Raw genomic sequence first — 16,412 nt, forward strand, 5'->3', positions numbered from 1 at the left:
CATTCCTCTATCGAAGTCAGCAAAGGTAATCCCATGACAACCGAATTGCGTCCCGTTGCTCCCGCCTACATCGGATCGTTGAAGCCGTATCAGGCAGGCAAACCCATCGAAGAAACGGCGCGCGAGTACGGGCTGCCGGAAGCCAGCATCATCAAGCTCGCCTCGAATGAAAATCCGCTCGGCATGCCACCGAAGGCACGCGCGGCAATCGACGCGACCATCAACAGCGGGGCGCGTTACCCCGATCCTAACGGCCATGCGCTGAAGGTGGCGTTGAGCCAGAAGTACAATGTCGAACGCAACTGGATCACACTCGGCAACGGCTCGAGCGACATTCTCGAACTCGTCGCGCGTGCATTCCTGCAGGCCGCGCAACCGGACAGCGATTGCAATGCCGTATCGTCGCAATACGCATTCATGGCGTGGCAGAACGCGGTCAAGGCGACAGGTGCGCGGATGGTCGCCGTGCCCGCTAAAAACTACGGCCACGATCTCGACGCGATGGCGCAAGCGGTCAATGCCGCGACGCGCGTGGTGTACCTCGCGAACCCGAACAACCCGACCGGCACGTTCTTCAGCGTCGACGAACTGACATCGTTTCTCGACCGCATCCCGGCTAATGTCGTCGTACTGCTTGACGAGGCCTATAACGAGTATCTCGAACCGAACCATCGCTACGACAGCACCGAACTTGTCCGGCGCTATCCGAATCTGGTCGTGTCGCGAACCTTCTCGAAGGCGTTCGGGCTTGCCGGTCTGCGGGTCGGGTTTGCAATCGCCACGCCTTACGTCACCGATCTTCTGAATCGTGTGCGGCAGACATTCAATGTCAATTCGCTGGCGCAGGCCGCCGCCATCGCCGCACTGAACGACGACAACTATCTGAACGAATCGTATCGTCTGAATCGTGAAGGGATCGAGCGGTTCTACGAGGTCTGCGACGCGCTGCGGCTCGAGTATGTGAAAAGCCAGGGCAACTTCGTGGTCATCAAGGTGGGTAATTCGGTCGAGCTGTTCGATGCGCTGCTCAAGCGCGGCATCATCGTGCGCAAGGTCGTGGACTACGGGCTGGCCGAGTGGCTGCGCGTCACAGTCGGATTGCCGCAAGAAAACGAAAGGTTCTTTACGGCGCTGCGTGAACTCGTGGTGGTCAATGCCTGAGATGCGTGAGATAGAAACTCACCTAAATTAAACTATATTATACTTTTGAGATAGAGCCCGGCCACGGAATGCCCGCAGCATCCGTGGCCACAAACAGGCAAATACAAGTCCTGTCGCTTGAAGTCATTCCCCGTTGGAGCGAGACAATCCATGTTTGAGTTTATTCTGCGGAGACTGTTTCAGAGCGTCCTTGCGCTCTGGGCGATGTCGCTGCTCGTGTTTGCCGGCGTCTACGTGGTGGGCGATCCGATTGCGCTGATGGTCCCCGACAGCGCGACACCCGAGATGCGCACACGCATCATCGCCTCGCTCGGACTGGATCAGCCGTCGTGGCTTCAGTACTGGCATTTCCTCACTCACTCGTTGCGCGGCGACTTCGGCACCTCGTTCCTGACCGGCGCACCGGTCGCGCAGATGATCGTCTCGCGAATGCCCGCTACGCTCGAACTGTCGGTCATCGCAATGCTGATGGCGATCGTCATCGGCATTCCGCTCGGCATGTATGCGGGACTGCGCCCTGAAAAACTCAGCTCGCGCATCATTACTGCGTCGTCGACGATCGGTTTCAGTCTGCCGACATTCTGGGTCGGCCTGATTCTGATTCTCGTCTGTTCGGTGATCCTCGGCTGGTTGCCTTCGGGAGGCCGTGGCACCACGACTTCATGGCTCGGCATGCAAGTGAGCTTTCTGACGTTGGACGGCTGGAAGCATCTGTTGTTGCCGGCGCTGAATCTCGCGTTGTTCAACATCGCGCTGATTATCCGGCTCGCGTATTCGTCGACGCGCGAAACGGCGCTGACCGACTACGTGAAGTTCGCGCGCGCCAAAGGGTTGAGTTCGCCCCGCATCGTTGGCGTGCATATCCTGAAGAACATCATGATTCCGCTCGTGACGGTGATCGGTATCAACCTGGGCGGCTTGATTGCGTTTTCGATTGTCACGGAAACCGTGTTCGCTTGGCCGGGCATGGGCAAACTGCTGATCGATTCGATCAACGCGCTCGATCGCCCGGTGGTGATTGCCTATCTGCTGACCGTCGCGGCGATTTACATGCTGATCAATCTGGTTGTCGACATTCTGTATTCGCTGCTCGATCCGCGCATCTCAGTGACAGCGGAGGGGAATTGACATGGGACCCAGTACAGGAACGACCGTGGCTGAACCTCGCGCCCAATCCGCTGTATCCGCCGCATCCACCGCGAAAGCGGCGAAGCGCCCCCATCGGTTTGCGCGCATGGGCGGTCAACTGAGCGCGCTATGGAGCGAATTCCGCCAGAGCAAACTCGCCCTCACGGGGCTCGTGCTATTTGTCGCGATTGCTGCGCTGGCCGTGTTCGCGCCGTGGATTGCGCCGCAGAATCCGTATGATCTTGCACAACTCGACCTCAGCGATTCGCAGCTTCCGCCGCTCGCGCATGCGTCGATGGGCACGCACATCTACTGGCTGGGCACTGACGACCAGGGGCGCGACATGCTATCCGCGATTCTCTACGGCATGCGTACAAGCTTGTACGTGAGCCTCGCCTGTACCGTGCTGGCCTTGGTCATTGGTGTCGCGCTGGGTCTGGTCGGCGCATTCTATGGCCGGAAGGTCGACGCGCTGATCATGCGCCTTGCCGACATCCAGCTTTCGTTTCCTTCGATTCTGATTGCGCTGGTGTTTATCGCGGCATTCGGCAAAGGCGTGGACAAGATCATCTATGCACTCGTGCTGGTTCAATGGGCCGTGTATGCGCGTACCGCGCGAGGTTCCGCGCTCGTCGAGTTGCGCAAGGAGTATGTGGAGGCGGCGCGCTGCCTGAAACTGAGCGACACGCGGATCATTTTTCGGCATGTGCTGCCCAATTGCATACCGCCGCTGCTGGTCGTCGCGACCGTGCAGATGGCGACCACGATTTCGCTTGAAGCAACGCTGTCGTTTCTGGGTCTTGGGCTGCCGATCACGGAGCCGTCGCTCGGTCTGCTGATTTCGAATGGCTACAACTACCTGCTGTCCGGTTCTTACTGGATCAGCGTTTTCCCCGGCGTCGCGCTGCTGTTGCTGATGCTGTGCCTGAACCTGATGGCGGATCGCCTGCGCGATGTGCTCAACCCGAGGTTGAAGAAATGACGCAACCCGCATTGCAGGTGGACAATCTGTGCACTCATTTCACGACGCCGCGTGGCATTGTGAAAGCAGTGAACGGTGTGAGTTTCAGCGTCGCGCGCGGCGAAATTCTTGGCGTGGTCGGCGAGTCCGGTTCCGGCAAATCGCAAACCGGCTATTCAATCATGGGTTTGATCGATCCGCCGGGCAACGTGGTGAGCGGCAGCATCAAGCTGGCGGGCGAAGAACTGGCCGCGTGCACGGAAGCGCAATGGCGCAAGATTCGCGGCAACCGGATCTCGATGATCTTCCAGGATCCGATGATGACGCTCAATCCCGTGCTGCGCATCGATACGCAAATGGTCGAGGCGGTACTCGCGCACCGGCCGATGAGCCGCCGTGCAGCGCTCGACGAAGCGCGCGCGGCGCTTGCGCAGGTCGGCATTCCGGCGCCGGACGAGCGTCTGAAGTGTTATCCGCATCAGTTCTCCGGCGGCATGCGTCAGCGCGTCGCGATTGCGATTGCATTGATCAACCGGCCCGAGGTGGTCATCGCCGACGAACCGACTACCGCGCTCGACGTCACCATTCAGGCACAGATTCTCGGCGAGATCCAGCAACTTTGCCGCAACTCGGGCACTGCGCTGATCTGGATCACGCACGACCTCTCGGTGGTCGCGGGGCTCGCGGATCGGGTATGCGTGATGTACGGCGGCCGGATCGCCGAATATGGCAGCGTCGACCAGGTGCTCGACACGCCGCGTCATCCGTACACCCGCGGGTTGATGAACTCGATTCCGAGTCGTAATCCAAAAGGCGTGATGCTGCGGCAGATTCCCGGTGCGCCGCCGTCGCCGCTCGCGTTAGGCGGCGGCTGCGCGTTCCGCACGCGCTGTTCGTCCGCGGTGCCCGAATGCGCGCACGAGATTGCCGAATCGATTGACCACGACGGCCACATGGTTCGCTGCATCCGGCCCGTCGTCGATGAACACGAGGAGATCGCATGACCCCGCTGCTCGAATTGCGTAACGTTACGAAGACGTTCGCGCCCAGACAGGATGCGACCGGGCGGTTCGTCCGCGCGGTCACCGGACGACAGCCACCGAAAGGCGTGCAGGCGGTCACGGATCTGAGCCTGAGTGTGAGCGCCGGCGAGGTGGTCGGCCTGGTCGGCGAATCCGGCTGCGGCAAATCGACAGTCGGCCGTCTGGCGGCGGGCGTCTACTGGCCGACGAGCGGCAAGCGCTACTGGCAGGAAACGGATATGGCGGCGCTCGGGCGGCGCGAGCGCAATCGCGCTGAACTGGATATCCAGATGATCTTCCAGGACCCATATGCATCGTTGAATCCGCGCATGCGTGCCGCGGATATCGTCGCGGAAGGGGCGCACGTGCACGGTTTTATCCGCAAGGCGGATACCCGCGATTTTGTCGGTGCGCTGTTTGAACGCGTGGGTCTCGACCCGGATTCGATGGACCGTTTCGCCCATCAGTTCTCGGGCGGTCAGCGTGCGCGTATCGGTATTGCGCGAGCGCTTTCGGTGAATCCGAAGTTTCTGGTTTGCGATGAGTCGGTGGCGGCGCTCGACGTGTCGATCCAGGCTCAGGTGCTGAACCTGTTTATCAAGCTGCGCGAAGAGCTCGGTTTGACGTATCTGTTCATCAGCCACGATCTGGGCGTGGTACGCCATATCGCGGATCGCATTGTCGTCATGTATCTCGGCAAGATCGTCGAATCGGGACCCACCGAGCAGGTCTATCTGAATTCACAGCATCCGTACACACAGGCATTGCTGGCGGAAGTGCCGTCGCTCGACAAGCGCAAGAAGACCTTCTACGCAATCAAGGGCGAGATTCCGTCGCCGATGAATCCGCCTTCGGGCTGCCATTTTCATCCGCGCTGCCCACGCGCGTTGCCCCTTTGCAAGGAGACGGTGCCTGAATTGCGGGCCGCTGGCGATGGGCAATTCGCAGCGTGCCATCTGATCGACTGAATCTGATCGGCGTACTCGAAATCTGGTCCGGTGTGAACCGCATGGCAGCAATGCCGGCGGGCTCACACCGGGCCATTTTCATGGGCGCCGTGACAATGCGTCGATGAAATCGCATCGAGCGTGAGCCGAGGCACAAAAAAGCCGGCTTGCGCCGGCATAAAATTGTGCCGCTCGACTCTCGCAATCGAGCGGCACGTCTCGCGATCAATCGATTAGAACTTGTGGCGTATGCCGATGCCTGCGACGACCTGCTTGTTGGTGCTCGAAGTCGGCAGCGTCAGAATAACCGCATGCGCACCGTCACCGCTTGCCTGTTGATAGTTCACTTGAGCATACAGGTCGGTGCGTTTCGACAGGAAGTAGTCGAGCCCGAGTGACGTCTGGCCCCAGTGCGAATTCTCGAGCTTCGACCACGCGTATCCGGCGCCACCGACCAGTGCCGGTGTGAAGTGGTACAGCAAGCTGCCTTCGACGGTGGAGAGTGTCGACGCATTGCCCATATGCAGAATTCGCGTGCCGGTGTAGTTCGCCATGATGCCGAACTTGCCGATCGAATAGCTGCCGCCAAGACCCCATGTCTTCATGCTGTCCGCCACGATCGGGCCCGTCAGTGGCTGGCCGAACAGCGTGTTGACGCCCAGATCGTTGATTGGATCGATGCGGAAGTTATTGATATCCGTATAGGCCGCGCCGAGACTGAGTGGGCCATGATCGTAGGTCAGGCCGAAACTCATCGAGCTGTTCTGATGGAAGTTGCCCGCCGTATTGCCGAATCCGTACATCGCGCCAGCGGTGAAGCCACCGAAGTTATTACTGACGAACTTGACCGTGTTGTCCAGCCGGTCGCCCGATACGCGGTCGTAGTCGCCCTGATGGAACGCATACACGCCGGCGACATAGGCGATCGAATAGTTGCCGATGACGTCGCCCATGAAGTCGTACTGATGGCCCAGCGTCAGTGTACCGATCTGATTCGACAGGCCGACGTAAGCCTGGCGCCCGAACATGAGACCACCCTGACCCATGCTGCCGTTGTTCAGGTTGAAGCCGTTCTCGAGGCGAAACAGCGCTTTCATGCCGCCACCGAGATCTTCCGTGCCCTGGAAGCCGAGGCGGTTGCCCTGTGGGACGCCCGTGTCGAAGACCCACGCGGAATGACCGTTGCTATTGCTAACGTAGCTGATGCCCGAATCGACGATCCCGTAAATCGTCACACTGCTCTGCGCCTGTGCACCCGCCGCAAAAGTACAAAGTGACACGGCAGCAAGAGGTGCGGCGAGGGTCTTTCTCATTGTTTGTCTCCTTTTCATGAATAGTCTGCGCTAAGTTTGTTAAAGATGCCGCATGTTTTGCGAGGTTTCGTTCGCGGTTGTTCCTGCCTCGCAACGTGTTGCACGCGCAACCATTTCATTGGTTAAACGAAAGGCTGCACGATGGTCCTGCATCGCCCGTCATCAACTTGAGCAGTGCTTGACTTCGATAGAAGTGTATAACGATAATATAGTTATACAGAAAGCATTTTCGCGCGATGACGATGCTCGTAAACACGAAGTGACGCCGCCGCACACTTGCCGCTATTGCGCTTGTGTTCAGTTCGGTGCGCTGTTTTCAGGTGGGAGCCGCTTACGGTTCCCTCAATAAAGCGGGTACCCTTGCGGGTTCTGCACATATAGGAGACGGAGATGGGAACAACATTGCGGGGCTGGGGCCGGTTGGCAGTTATGGCCGGTGCGTTGGCCGCGAGCGTGTTCGTGCAGCAGAATGCAGGTGCAGCGGAATTCAGGTATGGGGTCAGCGCGGACGTCACGTCGCTCGATCCGCAGTTCGCCAACTTGCCGGGTAACCGCAACGTTGCGCGCAACGTGTTCGAGCCGTTGATCGACATGTCGCCGGACGGCCGCTTGCAACCCGGACTCGCCGAGTCGTGGAAGCCGCTCGACGACAAGACGTGGGAAATCAAGCTGCGTAAGAACGTCAAGTTCCAGGACGGCTCGTCGTTCACGGCAGACGATGTGGTCTATTCGCTCGCGCGTCCTGATACGCTGACCAATTCGCCGGCTACGTTCGGCGTATTCACGAAAGACATCACCAAGGTGGAGGTGGTCGATCCGTATACGGTCAAGCTGACCACGGCCCGGCCGCTGGCTGTGCTGCCAAACTATCTGTCGATGATTTTCATGCTGTCGAAGAAAGACACGCAGGGACTCAAGAGCGAAGACTTCGAAACGGGCAAGGGACTCGTCGGCACGGGGCCTTACAAGTTTTCTCGCTTCTTGCGGGGTGACCGCGTCGAACTCGTACGCAACGACGCTTATTGGGGCAACAAGCCGGCCTATGACAAGGTGATCGTGCGTATCCTGCCGAACGCAGCGGCGCGCGTGGCGGCCATCCTGTCGGGCGACGTCGATGCGGTGATCGATGTGCCAAGCGCGGATGTCGCGCGCATCAAGGCTGACAAGAAGCTCGCCGTTTACACGAAGCCAAGCACGCTGATGGTGTTCTGGGTGATGAATCAGATCAACGACAACGCGCCGTATGTGACGGACAACAACGGCAAGCCGTTGGGCAAGAATCCGTTCAAGGATGTGCGCGTGCGTCGTGCGTTCTCGCTCGCGATCAATCGTCAGGTGCTGGTCGACCGGGTTTTGCAAGGCTTGGGCGTTGCGACGCAGAACAGCGTGCCGAGCACGATGTTCGGTTATAACCCGGCGCTGCCGCCCGATCCGTACAAGCCTGACGAAGCGAAGAAGCTGCTGGCCGAAGCCGGCTATCCCGAGTGCTTCTCGTTGACACTCTTTGCACCGAACGATCGTTACGTCAACGACTCGCAACTGGCACAGGGTGTTGCGCAAATGCTGACGCGCATCGGTTGCAAGACCAAGGTCGAGACGCAGCCGATGGGCACCTTCATCTCGCGCGTGAACCAGTTGCAACTGGGTTTCTTCATGATCGGCTGGGGCGCGGACGCGGGCGACATGGGCGTGCAGCTCGAATCGCTGTTCTCGAATCCGACCAACAATCCGTTCCGCAAGATCAACATCCAGACGTACGATTCGCCGAACTTCTGGAAGCCGTTGAATGCGGGGCTGGCAACGGTCGACGCTGCGAAGCGTGAGACGCTTGACCGCGAAACGTCGAAGGTGTTGCACGATGAAGTGGGCATCATTCCGACGCATCTGCAGGTTTCGACCTTCGCCGCGCGCAACGGAATTCATGTCGTGCCGCGAGTCGATTCGCAGATGTACGGATTCGACGCCGCACCGGCGAAGTAATCGCCGGGCGCCCCCGCGTGCATTTAGCGGACGCGCCATCGGCGAACGGATCGGCGAGCATGGGCTCGCTGGTTCGTTTTATCCCAGCGTCACGCGTGTGTTGTCGTTGAAGTGCGAAACGAACTTGTCGAGCAACGCGAGAAATTGCGTGCGTTCGGCAGGCTCGAACGGCGCGAGCAGCGCTTCGACCGATTTCTGCGCGTAGCGCTCGCATTGGCGAAAGGACTGCCGCCCCGCTTCGGTCAGAGAGATTTCCACTTTGCGCTGGTCCGTTTCACTTTTTGCTTTTTCGAGCAGGCCGCGCTCGCTCAGAATCTTCACGACGAGCGCGGTCGTCGAGCGGTCGAGGCCGATCAGGCGTGCAATGCCGATCTGTTCGAGCGGGCCGCTGTGAAAGAGGATGTACAGCACGCCGTACTGGCTGGGCGTCATGTCGAGCGCAGCGCAGGCTTCGATGAAGAGGTCGGTCGAGATCTGATGGGCACGCCGGATCATGAAACCGGGGCGGGCGTACAGACGGTCGAGCGGAGTCTGGCGCGTATCGCGCGCCACGGGGTTCTTTGCCATGGAATCGTATCAGGAAGTGGGCCACCCGCGGTCGGGCGGCAAGCGTGACTGGCCGATATTATCGCGCAGTGTGACGGCGGGTTGCAGAGCGGGGCGGATGACGGGCGTCATCCGCGCAGGTTACTGTGCGTCAGGCTGCTGCTCGGGAGCAGCCGCAGCGAACGCAGGCAACTGCAGGCAGCGCTGCGCGATGCGGCTGAGTACCGGATAGGCGCTCAGATCGACGTTAAATCGTTGCGCGTTGAAAACCTGGGGCACGAGTGTGAGATCGGCTAGCGTTGGTTGATCGCCGTGGCAGAATTCACCCGTTGTGTGACCTTGCGCAAGCCTTGTTTCCAGCGCGGAAAAACCCGTGTGGATCCAGTGGTGATACCAGGCGTCTCGCGCTTCTTTTGTCAGCCCGGCCGTATCGCCAAGATATTTGAGCACGCGCAGGTTGTTGAGCGGATGGATATCGCACGCAATGTCCAAAGCCAGCGCACGCACGCTGGCGCGGCCGAGCGGGTCGCCCGGCAGTAACGGTGGATCGGGATGCAGTTCGTTCAGGTACTCGATGATCGCAAGCGACTGATGGAGCGACACCTCGCCGTTCCTGAGCACGGGGACGAGCGCCTCCGGGCTGAGCGAGCGATAGGCGGGCGCGAACTGCTCGCCGCCGTCGCGTGACAGATGCACGGGTAGGTAGTCGAACGGCAGGCCTTTCAGACCTAGTGCAATCCGTACCCGATACGATGCGGAGCTGCGGAAAAAATTGTGAAGCTGCACGGCATATCCTCGATGGACGGAGCATTACGAGCGTTATGCTCCGATGTGACGTGAGTCGTTCAGACCACTTTGACCTGGAATTCGCCGAGACCGTCGATGCCGCCATGCATCGTATCGCCCTTGACCACTGCGCCGACACCTTCGGGCGTGCCGGTATAGATCAGATCGCCTGGCGCCAGTTCGAAGAAGCGCGACAGATACGCGATCGTTTCCGCGACCGACCAGATCAGTTGCGAGACGTCCGCGCGTTGCTTCGACGTGCCATTGACGTTCAGCCAGATCGCACCGTCTTTCGGGTGCCCCGTCTGTTCAGCGCGATGCAGTGGGCCGATCGGCGCGGAGTGATCGAATGCCTTGCCGATATCCCATGGGCGACCCATTTTTCGCATCTCCATTTGCAGATCGCGGCGCGTCATATCGAGTCCGAGTGCATAGCCAAACACGTGATCGAGTGCGTCGTCGACGGAGATATTTTTACCCGCCTTGCCAATGGCGGCGACCAGTTCCATTTCGTAGTGGCAGTTGTCCGTTTCGGAGGGGTACGAAAATTCACCCGTGGTGCCCGGCGCGACATAGACAATGGCGTCGGTCGGCTTGCAGAAGAAAAACGGCGGCTCGCGGTCGGGATCGAAGCCCATCTCGCGCGCGTGGGCGGCGTAGTTGCGCCCGACACAGTAGATGCGACGGACAGGAAATGCCTCGTCCGAACCGGTAACCGGGACCGTTACCGTAGGCGCGGACTCAAAGACCAGATTCATTGAATATTCTCCATGTGTGATGGTGTTTTGTGCTGATCGCTGCGATCGCCAGTGCCGCGCTCACGCGTCCAGCTTTTCTTCGCGCAGAATGTTGAGCGCGGTTTGCACCGGCCGGTCTGAAAAGCTGAACAGCACCGCATCGTCGTTTGCGTGCAGCGTGAACGTTTTCCATGACGGCACGACGAAGTGATCCTTCGGGCCGAATTCGAAGCTTTGTCCGTCGATGACCGCGCGTCCGGTTCCCTCGACGACCGAATACACGGCGCCGTCGGTACTGCGGAACGGTTTGCCTGAGAACCCGGCCGGCAGATACTGCATGAAAGTGGCAAGCGTCGGCGTGGGCCAGCCGCCGGTTGCCGGGTTGACGTAGCGCAGCTTGACGCCATGCCATGCGTCGAGCTCACCATCGCGATAGAGACGCTCGAGCACTTCGCGCGTGCGGTCGTACGGGTAGCTGAAAATGGGCGAGGTCGGCGACGAAGGCTGGTAGTCGACAGGCAACAGGTTGTGTCCATAGCGCGCGAGCGCATTTCCTTCAGGACGGGTAACGCGTTGCGACATGGCCGTGCTCTTTTCCTCGAAGCCCGCGTCGAGGAAGCGAATCATCGGAATATCCAGGCCGTCGAGCCAGACGACCGGCTCGCTGCGGCCGTCAATGCCATCGTTGCCGTGATCGTGCCAGGTCCAGCTCGGGGTAATGATGAAGTCGCCCGGCATCATGGTCGTGCGTTCGCCGTCGACCGCCGTATAAGCGCCACGGCCATGGACGATGAAGCGCAACGCCGATTGCACGTGGCGGTGGGCCGGCGCTACCTCGCCCGGCAGAATCAGCTGCAATCCGGCATAGAGCGATTGCGTCACGCTGGCGTGGCCGGGCAGCGCGGGGTTCTCGAGCACGAGCACGCGGCGCACGGCTTCCTCTGCCGTGATCAATGTGCCGGCCTGCTCGATGTAGGGCAGCACGTCACGCCATTTCCACAGCGCGGGCACACAGGGTCCATTGGGCTGATGCGGCACCAGCGTACTAAGCGATTCCCACAGGGGAATCATGTTGAGTTCGCGGATCTGCTCGTAGAAAGCTTTCCTGTCTGACGTGGGAAGGCTGGTGTTCATTGCATGTCTCCTGTCCTTTTCTGGAACCGCCGTGTCTCGTCGAACGGCGTATGTCTATTCGGCGATACGTGAGGATGCGTAAGGGTTCTCTGACGAATAATCGGCAGACGTATGTCAAACGATATTGAATCTTGATCATCGTGTCAAATGAATTCCGTTGTCCGGATGAATCGCTTGACGAAGCAGGAATGGCTCACTATATTTAGGCAGACGTCTGCGTAAATGATGAATAGCCATGCAGCGTGAGAGACGGATTCAACGGCGCGCTGATCGGCGCTCATCGCGAAAGAGGAGACAGATGAAAAAGGATAGTGGGGTCGTTATCGTTGGTGCAGGGATTGGCGGGTTGACGCTGGCGTTGACGTTGCACAAGGCAGGCATCGCGAGCCGCATTTTCGAAGCGGCGCCTGAAATCAGGCCGCTCGGGGTTGGGATCAACCTGCTGCCCCATGCGACGCGTGAGTTGGCGGAACTTGATCTGCTCGCCGAGTTGGCGGCGGTCGGTGTGACGACGCAGGAGTCAGTGTTTTTCAATCGCCACGGACAACTGATCTACCGCGAGCCGGCTGGACGTTTTGCCGGTTACGATCATCCGCAGTTCTCGATCCATCGCGGCGACCTGCAGAGCGTATTGCTCAAGGCGGTGCTTGAACGCCTGGGGCCGGACAGCGTTGTGACAGACCGTCGCTGTATCAGCGCAACCCAGGACGAAAACGGCGCAATCGCGCGCTTTACCGATAGCGCCGGCAACGATCATCTCGCTAGCGGCGCGGCGATTGTGGCGTGTGACGGCATTCACTCGGCGATTCGCAAACAGTTCTATCCGAACGAAGGCGCGCCGCGCTATTCCGGTTTCAACATGTGGCGCGGAACGATCACAGCGTCACCGTTCCTTACGGGGGGCAGCATGGTGCGTGCGGGCTGGCTGACGCACGGCAAGATGGTCATTTACCCGATCCGCGATAACGTGGATGCCGCAGGCAATCAGTTGATGAACTGGGTCGCCGAGATCGAGTCGCCGCAACCCGCGCGCCGTGACTGGAATGGTAAGGGACGCCTTGCCGATTTCTTTCCTGCATTCGCGGACTGGCATTTCGACTGGCTCGACGTGGCCGCGATGATCGAAGCGACGGAGACGATTCTGGAGTACCCGATGGTCGATCAGGATCCACTGCGGCGCTGGACATTCGGTCGCATCACGCTGTTGGGGGACGCGGCGCATCCAATGGTGCCGCGCGGTTCGAACGGCGCCGGGCAGGCGATTCTGGACGCGCGCATTCTGGCGGATCGTTGTGCGGAACTGGGCGTGTGCGAAGAGGCATTGCTCGCTTATGATCGAGCGCGCGTCAAGGCGACGGGCGATGTCGTGCTGATGAATCGCAAAGCGCCGCCCGACCGGATTTTGCAGGTGGTCTATGAGCGCACGCAAGGGCAGCGCTTTGGGCGGATCGAAGATGTGGTCAGTGCGGAAGAGTTAAGTCAGATCGCGAACCAGTACAAGACGGTCGCTGGTTTTCATCTCGACGACCTGAGGGCGAAGCAGCGGGTGGGGTGATGTCTGAGGGTGGCACGTTGGAGTCACGTTGAAGCGTGGGCGGAACAATGGCGGACAGGACTCGCCATTGCCCGGAAAGTGGACCGGACATAGAGGGAATTTTACAGGCCGGCGCGCAGCAATGTGTCGCGCGACGATGGGCGCTTCACCAGCAAACATGCATGGTCAGCGAGCGCCCAAGTCTTCGGATCATGGCCCGAAGACTCGAAGGTTCTGGCGCAAATAGGCTCATTGGATTGTTAAAGTAGCGATCCAATCAATCTGGTGGCCGGTGATGAGCAAGGGGAAAGGTCTGGAGGGGGTGTTCAATGGTCGGCATTTTGATCAGGAGATCATTGTTCTGTGCGTGCGTTGGTACCTTCGCTACAAGCTAAGCTTGCGCGATCTGGTCGAAATAATGGCCGAGCAGGGATTCGGTCAAACTGCATTGACCTAGCTGCCGACGCGGTGACGGCTTGCCGCGATGGGATAGACGAACTCCCGGGATCACCGGATTCGATGAAGCGGGTGAACGCTTCGCGCATCTTTGCCGAAAGACTTCGAGCGATCCCCATGTCCAGACCATCCAGCATCGGCGCGTTGCCCCATTGTTCAACGTTTCCGAAAAGGAACGGTAGGTCGAAACAATGTCCTGCAAACATGTTCGGTTGGGTCGACTGAAAATTGAAGTCGTAGAGGTAGGCTTTTCCGCCGGCGTCAGCAACTTGCCCGGCCACCTAGGTGGTCGCGGCGATCTGGCAGGAAGGTGTCGAGCTGATCGAGCCTTCCGGGCGCTCTTCGGAAGCTTCTTCGGCCGACTGCGAGACGCAACAGCTGCCGCAGGTACCGCATCCTTCACCGCAGTTCGCGGCGGCCTGGCTCTGCCGCAGCCACCGGCCTAAAGCCTGCACCGCGCGCCCATGCTCAGATTGCAGCAGCGCGGCTGCGGCCATTGCCCGACAGCGCGTAGCCAGCTGTGGAGCGAGCTGGCGGAAGGTGTAAAGCACACTGAGCGACACCAGCAGTGCGATGACCCCATACTGTACGTCGAGACTCAGGCTCACGTGAACCACCTCGCTATCTGGTAGGTTAGAAACGACGCCGCGTAGGCGACCACGAACATGTAGCCAAACGATATCGCCACGTTACGCGACGAGCACGTTTCGCGGCGAATTACCGCCAGCGTCGACATGCATTGCGGTGCAAACGCAAACCACACCAGCAGCGACAGCGCGCTCGCGAGAGAGAAGTTGGTGGCGAGCGTGTGGCTAAGGCCGACTGCATCGGCGTCTGCGCCTACGGCGTAAACCGTGGCAAGCGCGGCGACTGCCGTTTCACGCGCAACGAAGGCGGGGATCAACGACAGACTGATCTGCCAGTTGAATCCCAGCGGCGCGAAGATGTACTTCAAGCCACAGCCGATATAACCGGCGAACGTGTAGTTGATCGTAGGACCGGTGGCACCGGCGGGCGGTGACGGGAAAGTCGAGATAAACCACATCAGCACTGTCAGCGCGAGGATCACGCCGGTCAGGCGCTTCAGAAAGATGCTGCCGCGTTCCCACAAACCGATACCAATATCGCGCGCTTCAGGCAGGCGATAGGAAGGCAGTTCCATCAGTAGCGCGTGCTCGCCCTGATCGTGGCGCAGGCGCTTTAGTACCCAGCCCACCGCCATTGCGCCGGCAATGCCCGCAGCGTACAGCGCGAACAGCACGAGTCCCTGGAGACTGAAAACACCCAGGATGCGGTAGGTCGGAATGAATGCACCGATCAATAGCGCGTAAACCGGCAGGCGTGCCGAACAGGTCATCAACGGCGCAACGAGAATGGTCGCCAGACGATCGCGCGGATTGGTGATGCTGCGCGTGCCCATGATGCCAGGAATCGCGCAGGCGAAGCTGGACAGGAGCGGGATGAATGAGCGCCCGGTCAGCCCCACTGAAACCATCATACGATCAAGCAGGAACGCTGCGCGCGGCAGATAGCCCGACTCTTCCAGAATCAGAATGAACAGGAACAGCACCAGAATTTCTGGAAGGAATCCGAGCACGGTACCCAGACCGCCAAGCAGACCATCGGTGGCAAGGCTGCGCAACGGACCATCCGGCAACCACGTTCCTGTTGTGACGCTGAGCCACGTAAAGCCGTCGCCGATCATATCGGTCATCGGCTTGCCTACCGAATAGACCGCCTGAAAGACAAAAAACATGACCAGTGCCAGGATGACGGGACCAAAAGCGGGATGCAGTGCCCAGCGATCAATCGCGTCGTCGCGAGCGTCGGTTGCACGTGGCATTGTCACTGTGGCATTGAGGAGGGCACGCACTTCGGCGTGCAGATCGTTGCAGCTCTGCTGGGTATCGGCTACTGAGGCGTGCGTGTACGATGTCTGGGCGTCGACGAGATCGATCAGTTCGATCAACGATCGCGCGCCGTTGCGCTGGACAGCAATCGTCTGCGCGACCTGCACGCCGAGCCTTCGCTGGAGCGCCGGAACATCAATCGTGATCCCACGTCGGGCGGCTGCATCTATCATATTCAGCGCCAGCACGACCGGACGTCCCAACCGTTTGACTTCAAGCACGAAGCGCAGATGCAAACGCAGATTGGTCGCGTCCGCGACGCACACGATGAGGTCTGGAACTGCTTCGCCCGGATAACGGCCCAGCAGTACATCTCGGGTAACACGCTCATCAGGGCTTGTGGATTCGAAGCTATACGCACCGGGTAGATCGAGCAATTGAACCTGGCGTCCCGATGACGTGGTGAAGCGGCCCTCCTTGCGCTCGACTGTGACGCCGGCATAGTTAGCGACTTTCTGACGACCACCAGTCAACCGGTTGAAGAGCGCGGTCTTGCCGCAGTTTGGATTGCCGACGAGGGCGACGCGTAAATTGCCCGAGCTCATGAACGGTTTGCCTCGCGCACACTGACCCGGTTGGCTTCAGCACGACGCAGCGCGAAGCGGGTCGACCCGATCTGAACGAGGATCGGGTCCGCGCCCCAGGGGCCGGAGGCCACTATACGTACTGGCTCGCCAGGCACGAAACCGAGATCGCGCAGACGCTGTGCGATCGCATCGGCGTCATGGATATCCTGGACGCTCTCAACGAGAGCGGAGGCGCCTTTGGGGAGTTCGGACAAGCGCATGTGGCCTCCA

At 59.9% G+C, this 16,412-nt stretch carries 16 protein-coding genes; 8 read left to right on the top strand and 8 right to left on the bottom strand.

The features are described from left to right. The first annotated feature begins 33 nt into the window (after nucleotides 1–33). From hisC to ACAX43_RS03420, 5 genes are all read left to right on the top strand, one after another. On the top strand, nucleotides 34–1,161 hold the full coding sequence (gene hisC, locus ACAX43_RS03400) for a histidinol-phosphate transaminase (protein WP_370706992.1): 1,128 nt from the start codon (nucleotides 34–36) through the stop codon (nucleotides 1,159–1,161). A 150-nt stretch (nucleotides 1,162–1,311) separates the two neighbouring features. After that, complete coding sequence (locus ACAX43_RS03405) at nucleotides 1,312–2,289, top strand: ABC transporter permease (protein WP_370706993.1); 978 nt, start codon at nucleotides 1,312–1,314, stop codon at nucleotides 2,287–2,289. Between the two features lie 106 nt (nucleotides 2,290–2,395). Then, entirely contained in the window at nucleotides 2,396–3,271 is an 876-nt protein-coding gene (locus tag ACAX43_RS03410) for an ABC transporter permease (RefSeq protein ID WP_370707099.1), read from the top strand. Next, nucleotides 3,268–4,254: an ABC transporter ATP-binding protein gene (locus ACAX43_RS03415; protein ID WP_370706994.1), complete on the top strand. Its 987-nt coding sequence runs from the start codon at nucleotides 3,268–3,270 to the stop codon at nucleotides 4,252–4,254. The genes ACAX43_RS03410 and ACAX43_RS03415 overlap by 4 nt, the downstream gene beginning before the upstream one ends. Further along, nucleotides 4,251–5,240, top strand: a complete 990-nt coding sequence (locus tag ACAX43_RS03420) for an ABC transporter ATP-binding protein (RefSeq protein ID WP_370706995.1) — start codon at nucleotides 4,251–4,253, stop codon at nucleotides 5,238–5,240. Before ACAX43_RS03415 ends, ACAX43_RS03420 begins: the two co-directional genes overlap by 4 nt. Nucleotides 5,241–5,452: 212 nt before the next feature. Here ACAX43_RS03420 and ACAX43_RS03425 read toward each other — a convergent pair whose 3' ends face one another. After that, the gene (locus ACAX43_RS03425; protein WP_370706996.1) at nucleotides 5,453–6,532 is read right to left on the bottom strand and encodes a porin; all 1,080 of its coding nucleotides are present in this window, start codon (nucleotides 6,530–6,532) and stop codon (nucleotides 5,453–5,455) included. Between the two features lie 390 nt (nucleotides 6,533–6,922). On the opposite strand from ACAX43_RS03425, the gene ACAX43_RS03430 reads away from it, so the two are divergent. Further along, nucleotides 6,923–8,512, top strand: coding sequence for an ABC transporter substrate-binding protein (locus ACAX43_RS03430; protein WP_370706997.1), 1,590 nt, complete (start codon nucleotides 6,923–6,925; stop codon nucleotides 8,510–8,512). 78 nt (nucleotides 8,513–8,590) lie between these two features. Here the strand turns inward: ACAX43_RS03430 and ACAX43_RS03435 are convergent, their stop codons facing one another. The 4 genes from ACAX43_RS03435 to gtdA all read right to left on the bottom strand — a co-directional run bounded on the left by ACAX43_RS03435 (nucleotide 8,591) and on the right by gtdA (nucleotide 11,715). Further along, a complete protein-coding gene (locus ACAX43_RS03435) occupies nucleotides 8,591–9,079 on the bottom strand; it encodes a MarR family winged helix-turn-helix transcriptional regulator (RefSeq protein ID WP_370706998.1) in 489 nt (162 codons plus the stop codon). 120 nt (nucleotides 9,080–9,199) lie between these two features. Further along, nucleotides 9,200–9,844 (bottom strand): maleylacetoacetate isomerase, encoded by a 645-nt coding sequence (gene maiA / locus ACAX43_RS03440; protein WP_370706999.1) that lies wholly within the window; start codon nucleotides 9,842–9,844, stop codon nucleotides 9,200–9,202. Nucleotides 9,845–9,903: 59 nt separating this feature from the next. Beyond that, complete coding sequence (locus ACAX43_RS03445; protein WP_370707000.1) at nucleotides 9,904–10,602, bottom strand: fumarylacetoacetate hydrolase family protein; 699 nt, start codon at nucleotides 10,600–10,602, stop codon at nucleotides 9,904–9,906. 60 nt (nucleotides 10,603–10,662) lie between these two features. Then, nucleotides 10,663–11,715 (bottom strand): gentisate 1,2-dioxygenase, encoded by a 1,053-nt coding sequence (gene gtdA, locus ACAX43_RS03450; RefSeq protein WP_370707001.1) that lies wholly within the window; start codon nucleotides 11,713–11,715, stop codon nucleotides 10,663–10,665. A 298-nt stretch (nucleotides 11,716–12,013) separates the two neighbouring features. Between gtdA and ACAX43_RS03455 the strand changes: the two genes are divergently transcribed. Further along, nucleotides 12,014–13,270, top strand: coding sequence for a flavin-dependent oxidoreductase (locus tag ACAX43_RS03455; protein WP_370707002.1), 1,257 nt, complete (start codon nucleotides 12,014–12,016; stop codon nucleotides 13,268–13,270). A gap of 274 nt (nucleotides 13,271–13,544) precedes the next feature. Further along, complete coding sequence (locus tag ACAX43_RS03460) at nucleotides 13,545–13,706, top strand: hypothetical protein (protein WP_370707107.1); 162 nt, start codon at nucleotides 13,545–13,547, stop codon at nucleotides 13,704–13,706. 280 nt (nucleotides 13,707–13,986) lie between these two features. Here ACAX43_RS03460 and ACAX43_RS03465 read toward each other — a convergent pair whose 3' ends face one another. The 3 genes from ACAX43_RS03465 to ACAX43_RS03475 are packed head-to-tail and all read right to left on the bottom strand — an operon-like array spanning nucleotide 13,987 to nucleotide 16,402. Next, nucleotides 13,987–14,313 carry a DUF6587 family protein gene (locus ACAX43_RS03465; RefSeq protein ID WP_370707003.1) on the bottom strand — a complete coding sequence of 109 codons (327 nt, stop codon included), beginning with the start codon at nucleotides 14,311–14,313 and terminating at the stop codon, nucleotides 13,987–13,989. Beyond that, nucleotides 14,310–16,160 carry a ferrous iron transporter B gene (locus ACAX43_RS03470; RefSeq protein WP_370707004.1) on the bottom strand — a complete coding sequence of 617 codons (1,851 nt, stop codon included), beginning with the start codon at nucleotides 16,158–16,160 and terminating at the stop codon, nucleotides 14,310–14,312. The genes ACAX43_RS03465 and ACAX43_RS03470 overlap by 4 nt, the downstream gene beginning before the upstream one ends. Then, nucleotides 16,157–16,402 carry a ferrous iron transport protein A gene (locus tag ACAX43_RS03475; protein ID WP_370707005.1) on the bottom strand — a complete coding sequence of 82 codons (246 nt, stop codon included), beginning with the start codon at nucleotides 16,400–16,402 and terminating at the stop codon, nucleotides 16,157–16,159. Before ACAX43_RS03475 ends, ACAX43_RS03470 begins: the two co-directional genes overlap by 4 nt. Nucleotides 16,403–16,412 lie beyond the last annotated feature (10 nt).

The sequence above is a fragment of the Paraburkholderia sp. IW21 genome (assembly GCF_041321145.1).
Taxonomy (GTDB): domain Bacteria; phylum Pseudomonadota; class Gammaproteobacteria; order Burkholderiales; family Burkholderiaceae; genus Paraburkholderia.